Here is an 11,746-nt window from a genome sequence, read left to right as displayed (position 1 = left end):
TGAATGGATTCATCTTGAGCATGAGCGCATTTAATGCTTATTTTAATAGGCTATGCGGTAATTTTGTAAGACAACTAAGTGATTGAAGAATGAACAAAACAGAATTCTACGCGGATCTGAACCGCGATTTTAAGGCATTGATGGCGGGTGAGACCAGCTTCTTAGCCACTCTGGCAAATACTAGCGCATTGCTGTTTGAACGTCTCTCTGACGTGAACTGGGCCGGTTTTTATCTTCTGGAAGGTGAAACGCTGGTGCTGGGGCCGTTCCAGGGCAAACTGGCCTGCGTGCGCATTCCGGTCGGCCGGGGTGTCTGCGGCACGGCAGTCGCCGAGAATCAGGTACAGCGTGTGGAAGATGTGCATGCGTTTGACGGGCACATTGCCTGTGATGCCGCCAGTAATTCTGAAATCGTGCTGCCGCTGGTGGTAAAAAATCAGATTATTGGCGTTCTGGACATCGACAGTACGGTCTTCAGTCGCTTTACAATCGAGGACGAACAGGGGCTGCGCGAGCTGGTGGCGAATCTGGAAAACGTTCTTGCAGCAACCGATTATCAAAAATTCTTTGCGAGCGTCGCAGGATAATCAACGGATAACGTAGCATTTACTGATAGCGTCATTATAATGACGCCTGTTCATGCCTGCGCTTGTTGGCAACGTCCGTTGTAATCAGGAAATTTCATGGAAAATCAACCTAAGTTGAATAGCAGTAAAGAAGTTATCGCATTTCTGGCCGAGCGTTTCCCACAGTGCTTCAGCGCTGAAGGCGAAGCTCGTCCCCTGAAAGTCGGTATTTTTCAGGATCTGGTAGCACGCGTTGAGGGGGAAATGAACCTCAGCAAAACTCAGCTGCGTTCCGCCTTACGTCTTTATACTTCGAGCTGGCGTTACCTGTACGGTATCAAACCGGGCGCGACTCGCGTGGATCTTGACGGCAACCCATGTGGTGAGCTGGACGAGCAGCACGTCGAGCATGCGCGTAAGCAGCTTGAAGAAGCCAAAGCACGCGTTCAAGCACAACGTGCAGAACAGCAGGCGAAAAAACGTGAAGCCGCTGCGGCAAACGGCCAGGAAGAAGCGCCTCGCCGTGAGCGTAAACCGCGTCCTGCACCGCGTCGCACCGAAAATAACGATCGCAAACCGCGTGCTGACAAACCAGCAGCTAAAGCCCCGCGCGCGCCTCGTGAAGAGCAGCGCCACACTCCGGTTTCAGACATCAACGCCCTGAGCGTCGGTCAGGCACTGAAGGTAAAAGCGGGTAACAATGCAATGGACGCCACCGTTATGGAAATCACCAAAGATGGCGTTCGTGTACAGCTGACTTCTGGTATGTCAATGATTGTACGCGCAGAACACTTGTTGTTCTGAAACGGAGGCCAAGCCTGGCATGAACACTTTTTTTAAGCTCACCGCGCTGGCGGGCCTGTTTGCCATAACAGGCCATGCTTTCGCAGTGGACGATATTACGCGTGTTGATCAAATTCCGGTTCTCAAGGAAGAGACGCAGCACGCGACGGTGAGCGAGCGTGTGACGTCACGCTTCACCCGTTCGCACTATCGTCAGTTCGATCTCGATCAGGCCTTTTCGGCCAAAATCTTCGACCGCTATCTGAACTTGCTGGATTACAGCCATAACGTACTGCTTGCCAGCGATGTCGAGCAGTTCGCCAAACGTAAATCCGACGTCGGTGATGAGCTGCGTTCCGGCAAGCTGGATCTGTTCTACGATCTGTATAACCTGGCACAAAAGCGCCGCTTTGAACGTTATCAATATGCGCTGAAAGTGCTGGAACGTCCGATGGACTTCACCGGCAATGACACCTTTAATCTGGACCGCAGTAAAGCGCCCTGGCCGAAAGACGAAGCCGAGCTGAACGCCCTGTGGGACAGCAAAGTGAAGTACGACGAACTGAGTCTCAAGCTCACTGGCAAAGATGAGAAAGAGATCCGTGACACGCTGACGCGCCGTTACAAGTTTGCCATTCGTCGTCTGGCACAAACCAACAGCGAAGATGTTTTCTCGCTGGCAATGACTGCCTTTGCCCACGAAATCGACCCGCATACGAACTATCTCTCCCCGCGTAACACCGAACAGTTCAATACCGAAATGAGCCTGTCTCTGGAAGGTATCGGCGCGGTGCTGCAGATGGACGACGATTACACGGTGATCAACTCCATGGTTGCGGGTGGCCCGGCATCAAAAAGCAAAGCGATAAGCGTAGGCGATCGCATTGTCGGTGTAGGCCAAACCGGGCAGAACATGGTTGATGTCATCGGCTGGCGTCTGGACGATGTGGTTGCGCTGATCAAAGGTCCGAAAGGCAGCAAAGTTCGTCTTGAAATTCTGCCTGCCGGGAAAGGCACCAAAACCCGTATCGTTACCCTGACCCGTGAGCGTATTCGTCTTGAAGACCGCGCGGTGAAAATGTCGGTGAAAACCGTCGGTAAAGAGAAGGTGGGGGTACTTGATATTCCTGGCTTCTACGTAGGGCTGACCGATGATGTAAAAGTGCAGCTGCAGAAGCTTGAGAAGCAGAACGTCAGCAGCGTGATCATCGATCTGCGCAGCAACGGCGGTGGTGCACTGACAGAAGCCGTTTCTCTGTCTGGCCTGTTTATCCCGTCTGGCCCGGTCGTGCAGGTGCGCGATAATAACGGCAAAGTGCGTGAAGATGCCGACAATGATGGCGTGGTTTACTACAAAGGCCCACTGGTGGTGCTGGTCGATCGCTTCAGTGCGTCAGCGTCAGAAATCTTTGCCGCTGCAATGCAGGACTATGGTCGCGCGCTGATCGTGGGTGAGCCGACGTTCGGTAAAGGTACCGTCCAGCAGTATCGTTCTCTGAATCGTATTTACGATCAGATGCTGCGTCCGGAATGGCCTGTGCTGGGGTCTGTTCAGTACACCATTCAGAAATTCTATCGTGTGAACGGCGGCAGTACGCAGCGTAAGGGCGTGACGCCAGACATCATGATGCCGACAGGCACGGAAGAGACGGAAACCGGTGAGAAGTTTGAAGATAACGCGTTACCGTGGGATAGCATCAATGCCGCGACTTACGTGAAAGCCGGTGATATGACCCAGTTTGGTCCGGAGCTACTGAAAGACCACAACGAACGCATCGCGAAAGATCCTGAATTCCAGTACATCATGAAGGACATTGCCCGCTTTAATGCCCTGAAAGAAAAACGGAATATTGTTTCTCTGAACTACGCTCAGCGTGAGAAAGAGAACAATGAGGATGACGCAACGCGTTTGGCGCGTATCAACGATCGCTTCAAACGTGAAGGTAAACCGTTGCTCAAGAAACTGGACGATCTGCCAAAAGATTACCAGGAGCCGGATCCGTACCTGGACGAGACGGTACATATCGCTCTTGACCTGGCGAAACTCGAAAGAGCCAGGCCCGCCGAGCAACCTGCTCCGGCAAAATAATCCCCAACAGGCACAAGAAATTGTGCCTGTTTCTTTTTGTTCTGCATCCTTCCGTCAGGCAGATTTCCAATTGTGTAAAGTTGTGTCTTTCTGGTGACTTACGCCCTTCGGATGCTTGAAAATAGCCACAATACCCATACGATGTGGGTAATCGCATAGTGCGTTTTGTTAAATTGAGGTTAAAAGAAAATTATGATGCGAATCGCGCTCTTCCTGCTCACCAACCTGGCGGTAATGGTGGTATTCGGGCTGGTGCTAAGCCTGACAGGAATTCAGTCGAGTAGCGTTCAGGGTCTGTTGATTATGGCGCTGCTGTTTGGTTTTGGTGGCTCTTTTATTTCACTTCTGATGTCGAAGTGGATGGCGCTGAAATCGGTAGGTGGTGAGGTCATTGAACAGCCGCGCAACGATATGGAGCAGTGGCTGATGAATACGGTGGCGCAGCAAGCTAAGCAGGTGGGGATCGCCATGCCGCAGGTTGCCATTTATCATGCGCCGGACATCAATGCCTTTGCTACGGGTGCCCGTCGCGATGCGTCGCTGGTTGCCGTAAGTACCGGGCTGCTGCAGAACATGAGCCGTGACGAAGCCGAAGCGGTTATCGCGCACGAAATCAGCCATATTGCGAACGGTGACATGGTAACCATGACGCTGATTCAGGGCGTGGTGAACACCTTTGTGATCTTTATTTCCCGTATTCTGGCGCAGATCGCCGCTGGCTTTATGGGTGGAAACCGCGATGAAGGTGAAGAGAGCAACGGTAACCCGCTGATCTACTTCGCGGTATCGATGGTTCTGGAACTGGTGTTCGGCATTCTGGCCAGCATCATCACCATGTGGTTCTCCCGTCACCGTGAATTCCATGCGGATGCCGGCTCTGCGAAACTGGTTGGTCGTGAGAAGATGATTGCTGCCCTGCAGCGTCTGAAAACCAGCTACGAGCCGCAGGAAGCTAACAGCATGATGGCATTCTGCATCAACGGTAAATCAAAATCGTTGAGCGAGCTGTTTATGTCTCACCCGCCGCTGGATAAACGTATTGAAGCGCTGCGCAGTGGGGAATACCTGAAGTAACGCTGAAGATGCAGTCTGAGCCGGGCGGAGGAAACTCCGCCCGGCTTTTTTTATGCCTGTACGCTGGGCTGTGTGACGCGCAGGCCGCTGACGATCGCGGCAAGGGTGGCAAGCGCACCTGCGGTGAGGAGCGCAAGGTGATTACCATTCTGCCCGGCGAGGTTGAACATCAGGGCGACCAGTGCCGCACCGGTGCTTTGCCCCAGCAGGCGCGCGGTACCCAACATGCCACTGGCTCCTCCACTGCGGTGGCGCGGTGCGGAGGTGATAATGGTGTGGTTGTTCGGTGACTGGAACAGGCCAAAACCAGCACCGCAGAGGATCATACGCCAGATAATATCCAGATCCGTAGGTTGCGAGGGAAGCAGCGCCAGCGCAAACAGACCCGCCGCCATGACTGCCAGCCCCAGCGCGCCCAGTAATCCGGCATGCACGCGCTCTATGAGATAACCTGCCAGCGGTGCCATCACCATCGTTGCCAGCGGCCATGGGGTCAGCAGCAGTCCAGTCTCCACTTCCGAACGTCCTATTACGCTCTGCAGGAAAAAGGGCAGAGAGACGAGGGCGAGCATCTGGGCGCAGAACGAACAGATGGAGGTGCATATTGAGAGCGAAAAAAGCGGAATACGCAGCAGATCCACCGGCAGTAACGGCACAGGCAAAGCGAGCTGGCGGCGAACAAAGAAGTAGCCAATGATCAGCAGAGCAGCAACCTCTGCAACGGTCAGCAGGAGTGATTGACCCTGCGCAAAGCCGCTCAGAGCCGTAATCAGCAGGCCAAAGGTCAGCGCATTCATCACCGCACTGGCGATATCAAAACGAGGCATGGTGCTTTTGGGGCCATTCCCCGGCAGATAGCGCAGGGCAAAGAAAATGGCCACCATACCCAGCGGCACATTGATGGCGAACAACCATTGCCATGAGGCGACAGACAGTATAGCCGCCGCAATGGTGGGCCCGGCGGCCGAGGATACCGCCACAATGAAGGAGTTTATCCCCATTCCGCGCCCCAAATGGCGCTGAGGATAAATTAAGCGAATCAACGCGGTATTAACGCTCATCAACGCCGCGCCGCCAAAACCCTGCGCAATGCGGGCCAGCGTCAGCATATGCAGCGAATCAGAGAGGGCGCAGAAAAGGGAGGTTAAGGTAAACACAGCCAGACCGCACTGATACACCCGCCGGTAGCCAAACATATCGCCCAGAAACGAGAACGAGAGCAGTGAGATCACGATCGCTATCTGATAAGCGTTAACAATCCAGATTGAGCTGGCGGGTGAGGCATGCAGATCGCTGGCAATGGTGGGCAGGGCAACATTGGCAATCGCGCCGTCGAGCACGGCCATTGAAATACCGATGATAATCGTAGCGATAGCGCCATACCGCTGGGGTAAAGGCAGGCCATCGGACAGTTTTTTTTCCATGTGGGATGAATAGCTCAGTGTGAAATTATTCTCAGGGTAACTATTTTAGCACTGTTACAACCGCTTTATGTCGCAGATTTGTAACGAAGTAAACGCGGATTGATTGCAGCAGGCATGACGGGAATTTATAATAAAAACCGGTTCTGATTTTTATAAAACACTCTCTATGAGGTGATGAATGGCAATTGCAGATTTGGATAAACAACCCGATTCTGTTTCTTCCGTGCTGAAGGTGTTTGGCATCCTGCAGGCGCTCGGAGAAGAGCGTGAAATTGGTATTACAGAATTGTCGCAGCGTGTGATGATGTCGAAAAGCACCGTTTATCGCTTTTTGCAAACCATGAAGTCACTGGGGTATGTCGCGCAGGAAGGCGAGTCTGAAAAATATTCTCTGACGCTGAAACTGTTCGAATTAGGTGCCCGTGCGCTGCAAAACGTTGACCTGGTGCGTAGTGCAGATATCCAGATGCGTGAGCTCTCTCGTCTGACCAAAGAAACCATTCACCTGGGTGCTCTGGATGAAGACAGCATTGTTTACATCCATAAAATTGACTCAATGTATAACCTGCGCATGTACTCTCGCATTGGGCGTCGCAATCCGTTATACAGCACGGCTATCGGCAAAGTTCTGCTGGCCTGGCGTGACCGTGAAGAAGTGAAGCAGATTCTGGATGGGGTGGAGTACAAACGCAGCACCCAGCGTACCATCACCAGCACGGACGAACTGCTGACGGTGCTTGATAAGGTACGTGAGCAGGGCTATGGCGAAGATAACGAAGAGCAGGAAGAAGGGCTGCGCTGCATTGGTGTGCCGGTATTTGACCGCTTTGGTGTGGTGATTGCGGGTCTCAGTATCTCCTTCCCGACGCTGCGCTTCTCAGAAGAGCGTCTGCATGAGTATGTTGCTATTCTTCATACCGCCGCGCGTAAGATTTCTGAGCAGATGGGCTATAACGCGTATCCGTTTTAACCCCCTCTCAGCATGAAAAAACGCCGCAGACATTGCGGCGTTTTTTATCGGTCGTAAAAAAGGGTAATTAACCGTTATCAATGACGACGGAAGTTTTACGCAGGACCGGGCAGTTGGTTAACCCGATGATCCCGCTATCAGAATGCAGGTACTGGGCGGTGCTCATTCCCTGGGCGGTCAGGTATTTACACTGGATACCTAATCCAGCTGCGTTTTCGGTGCTCCCCACAAGCACGCCATATCCGGTTAATAAAAGGCCAATCCATACTACGGCCAGTGCAATAATTGTTCGAATGATTAAATGCATCATTGCCTCTTTATCTTTGTTGTCATGCCTCAAGACTAAACGGTTTACTCTATGAAACAAGTGCATGATTCTGAAAAGGGCTTACAGGCGTTACAGTTAGTCCTTGTTTAAGATAACCGTGATAACCTGTATGCAACAGGTGTTAAGACGGAGTGTGGAGTGAAAAAAATACGCTGGGTAATTCTGGTTATCGTGCTGATTGCATGCGTGGTGTTGTGGACGCAGACGATCAATGTGATGTGCGATCAGGATGTACAGTTTTTTAGCGGCGTTTGCGCAATCAATAAGTTTATTCCGTGGTAACAGGCATTTTTTCTTAAGGTGATTTCCTTCCTTCGCGCCAGTGGTAAAATGAGCGTTTTTATTGAGGTGGTGAAATGGGTGAGTTACTGAATTCAGGGCTGCTGAATATGGCATCCCTGATGGTTTCTGTCGTTGTTTTGCTGGTGGGACTTGTCATCTGGTTTTTCGTGAACCGCGCGAGCTCCCGGACGAACGAGCAGATCGAACTGCTGGAAGCGCTGCTCGATCAGCAAAAGCGTCAGAATGCGCTGTTACGCCGTCTGTGTGAGGCTAACGAACCGGAAGAGAAAGAGACGGCGAAAGAGGCTGCTGCGGAAGAGAGCGACGACAAAGACGATTTTATCCGTCTGGTGGCAGAGCGTTAATCTTTCTGACCTGGGAGGTGGTTGTGGTCTGGAAAAATCCCTGGTATGACGCCTCCCTGAAGCATCACACACCGAACGGTTTTCAGAATACCTGTCCCGTTGGGCATCAGCCCGGCGACCTTGAGCGCTGGCGTAAAGCGCGTAAAGAAGCCGGTTTGCCCAAACCCCCTGCGCTCGGTTATGACGACTTTATCCGCCAGTGGTGGCAGCCCGTGTCGCTTAATCAACCTCATGAAGATGGGGTATGGTGGCTGGGGCATGCGAGTATGCTGCTGCAAATGGACGGCAATACTCTTCTCACCGACCCGGTATTTTCCCGACGCGCCTCTCCCGTACCGTTCCTGGGGCCCCTGCGCAGAACGCCTCCCGTTCTCTCTGTGGAACAACTCACGCAGCTTGATGCAGTGGTTATCTCCCACAATCATTACGATCACCTTGATGACGCGACCGTTCGCCGTATCCTGAAGCGCTTTCCCGACGTCAGTTTCTTCGTGCCGTTAGGACTTGCACAATGGTTTCGCCGCCGGGGAGCAAGGCGCATCGTTGAGCTCGACTGGTGGCAGAGTATCACCTGGCAGGGGATAACCCTGACCGCCGTTCCGGCACAGCACTGGAGCATGCGAACATTCTGGAACCGCAATCGCTCTCTGTGGTGTGGCTGGGTCTTTGAGGGACGACACCGCCGTTTCTGGTTTAGCGGCGATACGGGTTACTCTCCGGAGCTGCTTTTGATCCCGGAACGATTGGGCAAAATCGACGCCGCCGCGTTGCCCATTGGCGCCTATGCACCAAGATGGTTCATGGCGGTACACCATATGGATCCGCAATCTGCCGTCGCATTGTGGCAGCAACTGGGAAGTCCCTTAGCTTTTCCCATTCACTGGGGCGTGTTTGAACTGGCGGATGAATCACTGGATGAACCAGTCAGAGAGTTAACTGACGCGCTTGTTAATTTAGCACCGGTTAATAATTCCTTCAGGATACTGAAAATTGGTGAATATTTATCCTTGTAAGCGAAGCGATGGTTTGTTGCATATATTCTGCTATTAAAGCCACTATCTAATGTTTTATTTTTATCGAAACGTTTTGCTTGCCTTCTTTTGAGGCAGAGTCATAAAAATTTCATTATTTTGGTGCATAACTTTTTTATTATCTGGTGATTTTTAACACAGTTTGGCCGGGCTTATTAGCTGTGTATTTTCTTTGTAACAATACAGTTGCGTTACAATGATTTGAGCATAACTTTTCACAAAATGTTCTAAATCAATCACTGTTTCCGGCTTTCTTTCGTGGGTTGCTGGACGCATTGTAATGATTGAGCTATGTTAAAAAAGTCTTTGATTACAGCGGGTGTGAAAGCAACGTTGAGTCTGTATAAGGACGAGGACTGGTTTGTATGCGGTAAGCATAAATGTGCAAATCCTTACAGGCTGTGTTCGAATTTGTGCGGCGGATCGAGACATGTTTAAAAATGGCTTGCCATATTAAACATAGTGTGTGATAACACGTTTTGGGTCAAACGAGGTACAGTTCTGTTTATGTGTGGCATTTTCAGTAAAGAAGTCCTGAGTAAACACGTTGTCGTTGAATACCGCTTCTCTGCCGAACCTTATATTAGTGCCTCAAGCAGTAATGTCTCAGTTTTATCTCAGTCAATGCCTGCGGGCTAAGAAAACACTCTAAGGAATTTTGCAAATGGCAAAGATTAAAGGTCAAGTTAAGTGGTTCAACGAGTCTAAAGGTTTTGGTTTCATTACTCCTGCTGACGGCAGCAAAGACGTGTTCGTACACTTCTCTGCAATCCAGGGTAACGGCTTCAAAACTCTGGCTGAAGGCCAGAACGTTGAGTTCGAAATTCAGGACGGCCAGAAAGGCCCAGCTGCAGTTAACGTAACTGCTATCTGATCGAACCGCTGCTGACTGAAGCGCGTAGCACTTCAATCTCAGACATAAAGCCTCGCAAACGCGGGGCTTTTTTATATGCCTTATCTTTCAAAATATTACCATCCCTGTCTCTGTTAGTAACTTGTTGCAAAGCTACGAGATTATTAGCACTGTTTTCCCCCCTCCACAGCGGCTTTTCCCGTTAAATCAGGGCGTTGTTCAACAGCCCTGGGGTTCAGGTGAAGAAGAAAATGATACCGAGTGCCGGCAGTTTCACCCCGGCACGTTTTGCTCTGCTCTGTTTTGCTATTTTTTGCAGCCTGGCATTTTTACTGGGACGCGTTGCCTGGCTGCAGATTATTAAACCTGACAATCTGGTAAAACAGGAAGATATGCGATCGCTGCGTGAGGTGGCGATTGATGCACCGCGTGGCATGATCATGGACCGTGAAGGCCGTCCGCTGGCGGTGAGTGTGCCCGTCAGGGCCGTGTGGGCCGACCCCAAAACGGTGCTGGCAAAAGGTGGGGTAGGGTTTGATGACCGCTGGCAGGCGCTGGCCAGCGCGCTGCATCTCTCCCTCAGCACGCTGGCATCGCGTATTAACAGCAATCCACAGGGGCGCTTCATTTACCTTGCCCGTCAGGTGGATCCTGCTCAGGCGCAGTGGATCGATAAACTCAATTTGCCAGGCATCAACCTGCGCGATGAGTCCCGGCGTTTTTATCCGGCAGGCCATGTGGCCGCAAACCTTATCGGTTTTACCAATATTGATGGCCAGGGGATTGAAGGCGTAGAGAAGAGCTTCAACGCGCAGCTGATGGGGAAGGCCGGGGTCCGGCAGGTGAGGGAGGACCGCTATGGACGCGTGGTGGAAAACCTGACCGAAGTGGCGCCCGTTCCTGCGCATAATATCCAGTTGAGCATTGACGAGCGTCTGCAAACCATCACCGAGGACGCGCTTGATAATGCGGTTGCCTGGAATAAAGCCGAGTCGGGTGCATCGGTCCTGATCAATATCCCCACAGGGGAAATACTCGCCATGGCGAGCTATCCCGATTTCAACCCAAACAATCGTGAAGGTGCAACGTTAAACGATTTTCGTAATCGTGCCATTAGCGATACCTTCGAACCCGGCTCCACCGTTAAGCCGCTGGTTCTGATGACGGCATTGCAGCAGGGGCTGGTGCAACCGGACAGCGTCATTGATACCCATCCGTATACCCTTGACGGTCACCGTATCCGCGATGTGGGTTACTATCCGGAACTGACGATGACCGGGATCCTGCAAAAATCGAGCGACACCGGTGTTTCCCGTCTCTCTCTGGCGATGCCCATCCAGCATCTTATCGATACCTACCGGAACTTTGGCTTTGGCACCAATACCGGGTTGGGCTTAACGGGCGAAAGCTCAGGGTTACTGCCGCAGCGTAAATTCTGGAGTCAACTCGACAGGGCAACCTTTGCCTTCGGCTACGGCCTGATGGTGACGCCCCTTCAGCTGGCCCATGTCTACGCCACCATTGGCGGGTATGGGCTTGAGCGCCCGCTCTCGATCACCCGTATCGACCCGCCGGTGATAGGCCACAGAGTCATGCCAGAAGAGATTGCCCATGAAGTGGAACACATGATGGAAAGCGTGGCGCTTCCGGGCGGTGGAGGAGTGAAGGCCGCGGTACGGGATTACCGGGTGGCGGTCAAAACCGGGACGGCGAAAAAGATTGATGACAGTGGCAAGTACGTCGATAAGTATGTCGCCTATACCGCAGGCGTTGCGCCTGCCAGCGACCCGCGTTTTGCGCTGGTGGTAGTCATAAACGATCCGCAGAACGGTGCCTATTATGGTGGTGCCGTTTCAGCGCCCGTTTTCAGTGAGATCATGGGGAATGTGCTGCGCCTGGAGAACGTGAAACCGGATGGCTTGCCGGCTGATTCCGGCCACCTTATCGTCATGCGTTAACCCTGGCGTTTTATAACGGGGCG

At 52.2% G+C, this 11,746-nt stretch carries 12 protein-coding genes and 1 pseudogene; 11 read left to right on the top strand and 2 right to left on the bottom strand.

All coding sequences use genetic code 11. The annotated features are described in order from the left end of the window. Positions 1-89 precede the first annotated feature (89 nt). The 4 genes from ACQG2G_RS13085 to htpX all read left to right on the top strand — a co-directional run bounded on the left by ACQG2G_RS13085 (position 90) and on the right by htpX (position 4,512). Complete coding sequence (locus ACQG2G_RS13085; RefSeq protein WP_013096117.1) at positions 90-587, top strand: GAF domain-containing protein; 498 nt, start codon at positions 90-92, stop codon at positions 585-587. Positions 588-683: 96 nt separating this feature from the next. Further along, complete coding sequence (gene proQ, locus ACQG2G_RS13080; protein WP_020690828.1) at positions 684-1,370, top strand: RNA chaperone ProQ; 687 nt, start codon at positions 684-686, stop codon at positions 1,368-1,370. Between the two features lie 19 nt (positions 1,371-1,389). Then, the gene (prc, locus tag ACQG2G_RS13075; protein ID WP_348595900.1) at positions 1,390-3,438 is read left to right on the top strand and encodes a carboxy terminal-processing peptidase; all 2,049 of its coding nucleotides are present in this window, start codon (positions 1,390-1,392) and stop codon (positions 3,436-3,438) included. Between the two features lie 192 nt (positions 3,439-3,630). Continuing rightward, a complete protein-coding gene (htpX, locus tag ACQG2G_RS13070) occupies positions 3,631-4,512 on the top strand; it encodes a protease HtpX (protein WP_061771943.1) in 882 nt (293 codons plus the stop codon). A 50-nt stretch (positions 4,513-4,562) separates the two neighbouring features. Here the strand turns inward: htpX and ACQG2G_RS13065 are convergent, their stop codons facing one another. Beyond that, positions 4,563-5,936: an MFS transporter gene (locus ACQG2G_RS13065; protein WP_013096121.1), complete on the bottom strand. Its 1,374-nt coding sequence runs from the start codon at positions 5,934-5,936 to the stop codon at positions 4,563-4,565. A gap of 178 nt (positions 5,937-6,114) precedes the next feature. Between ACQG2G_RS13065 and kdgR the strand changes: the two genes are divergently transcribed. Beyond that, complete coding sequence (gene kdgR / locus ACQG2G_RS13060) at positions 6,115-6,906, top strand: DNA-binding transcriptional regulator KdgR (RefSeq protein ID WP_013096122.1); 792 nt, start codon at positions 6,115-6,117, stop codon at positions 6,904-6,906. A 67-nt stretch (positions 6,907-6,973) separates the two neighbouring features. Here kdgR and ACQG2G_RS13055 read toward each other — a convergent pair whose 3' ends face one another. Beyond that, a complete protein-coding gene (locus ACQG2G_RS13055) occupies positions 6,974-7,213 on the bottom strand; it encodes a YobH family protein (protein WP_013096123.1) in 240 nt (79 codons plus the stop codon). 159 nt (positions 7,214-7,372) lie between these two features. Between ACQG2G_RS13055 and mgrB the strand changes: the two genes are divergently transcribed. From mgrB to ftsI, 6 genes and pseudogenes are all read left to right on the top strand, one after another. Further along, entirely contained in the window at positions 7,373-7,516 is a 144-nt protein-coding gene (gene mgrB, locus ACQG2G_RS13050; RefSeq protein ID WP_013096124.1) for a PhoP/PhoQ regulator MgrB, read from the top strand. Between the two features lie 74 nt (positions 7,517-7,590). Continuing rightward, on the top strand, positions 7,591-7,881 hold the full coding sequence (locus tag ACQG2G_RS13045) for a YebO family protein (protein WP_023620462.1): 291 nt from the start codon (positions 7,591-7,593) through the stop codon (positions 7,879-7,881). Between the two features lie 23 nt (positions 7,882-7,904). Next, a complete protein-coding gene (locus tag ACQG2G_RS13040) occupies positions 7,905-8,894 on the top strand; it encodes an MBL fold metallo-hydrolase (RefSeq protein WP_348595901.1) in 990 nt (329 codons plus the stop codon). 525 nt (positions 8,895-9,419) lie between these two features. Then, a pseudogene (locus tag ACQG2G_RS13035) lies at positions 9,420-9,564 on the top strand (DUF2627 domain-containing protein). 12 nt (positions 9,565-9,576) lie between these two features. Further along, positions 9,577-9,786 (top strand): transcription antiterminator/RNA stability regulator CspE, encoded by a 210-nt coding sequence (cspE, locus tag ACQG2G_RS13030; protein ID WP_001062678.1) that lies wholly within the window; start codon positions 9,577-9,579, stop codon positions 9,784-9,786. A 230-nt stretch (positions 9,787-10,016) separates the two neighbouring features. After that, positions 10,017-11,723 (top strand): peptidoglycan glycosyltransferase FtsI, encoded by a 1,707-nt coding sequence (ftsI, locus tag ACQG2G_RS13025; protein ID WP_072193823.1) that lies wholly within the window; start codon positions 10,017-10,019, stop codon positions 11,721-11,723. Positions 11,724-11,746 lie beyond the last annotated feature (23 nt).

The organism is Enterobacter cloacae complex sp. 382A5 (genome assembly GCF_050031095.1).
Lineage (GTDB): Bacteria > Pseudomonadota > Gammaproteobacteria > Enterobacterales > Enterobacteriaceae > Enterobacter > Enterobacter cloacae.
This window is presented reverse-complemented; position numbering and strand designations above follow the sequence as displayed.

Coding starts and splice junctions, on each gene's coding strand:
- proQ (WP_020690828.1), top strand. CDS start 684: ATGGAAAATCAACCTAAGTTGAATAGCAGTAAAGAAGTTATCGCATTT.
- cspE (WP_001062678.1), top strand. CDS start 9,577: ATGGCAAAGATTAAAGGTCAAGTTAAGTGGTTCAACGAGTCTAAAGGT.
- ACQG2G_RS13055 (WP_013096123.1), bottom strand. CDS start 7,213: ATGCATTTAATCATTCGAACAATTATTGCACTGGCCGTAGTATGGATT.
- ACQG2G_RS13065 (WP_013096121.1), bottom strand. CDS start 5,936: ATGGAAAAAAAACTGTCCGATGGCCTGCCTTTACCCCAGCGGTATGGC.
- ACQG2G_RS13045 (WP_023620462.1), top strand. CDS start 7,591: ATGGGTGAGTTACTGAATTCAGGGCTGCTGAATATGGCATCCCTGATG.
- ftsI (WP_072193823.1), top strand. CDS start 10,017: ATGATACCGAGTGCCGGCAGTTTCACCCCGGCACGTTTTGCTCTGCTC.
- prc (WP_348595900.1), top strand. CDS start 1,390: ATGAACACTTTTTTTAAGCTCACCGCGCTGGCGGGCCTGTTTGCCATA.
- kdgR (WP_013096122.1), top strand. CDS start 6,115: ATGGCAATTGCAGATTTGGATAAACAACCCGATTCTGTTTCTTCCGTG.
- ACQG2G_RS13085 (WP_013096117.1), top strand. CDS start 90: ATGAACAAAACAGAATTCTACGCGGATCTGAACCGCGATTTTAAGGCA.
- htpX (WP_061771943.1), top strand. CDS start 3,631: ATGATGCGAATCGCGCTCTTCCTGCTCACCAACCTGGCGGTAATGGTG.